Raw genomic sequence first — 337 nt, 5'->3', positions numbered from 1 at the left:
GTCGATCCGGTTCAGGAACTCGGGGCGGAAATGCTGCTTCACCTCGAGCCACACCGCATCCTTGATCTCGTCCTGCGGCGAACCCGTCATCGACTGGATCACCTGCGAGCCGAGGTTCGACGTCATGACGATCACCGTGTTCTTGAAGTCGACCGTGCGGCCCTGCCCGTCGGTCATGCGACCGTCGTCGAGCACCTGCAGCAGCACGTTGAACACGTCCGGATGCGCCTTCTCGATCTCGTCGAGCAGGATCACGCTGTACGGCTTGCGGCGCACGGCTTCCGTCAGGTAGCCGCCCTCCTCGTAGCCGACGTAGCCCGGCGGCGCGCCGATCAGC

Annotated in this window: 1 protein-coding gene; it reads right to left on the bottom strand. The window is 64.7% G+C overall.

Annotation, left to right across the window (positions count from 1 at the left end; translation table 11 throughout):
• A partial coding sequence (locus tag HMPREF3115_RS32140) for an AAA family ATPase (protein ID WP_256275969.1) occupies window positions 1–337 on the bottom strand: 337 nt, incomplete at both ends.

Source organism: Burkholderia sp. HMSC10F09 (genome assembly GCF_001806955.1).
Taxonomy (GTDB): Bacteria; Pseudomonadota; Gammaproteobacteria; order Burkholderiales; family Burkholderiaceae; genus Burkholderia; species Burkholderia multivorans.
The sequence above is the reverse complement of the archived record's forward strand: the minus strand, read 5'-3'. Positions and strand labels throughout refer to the sequence as shown.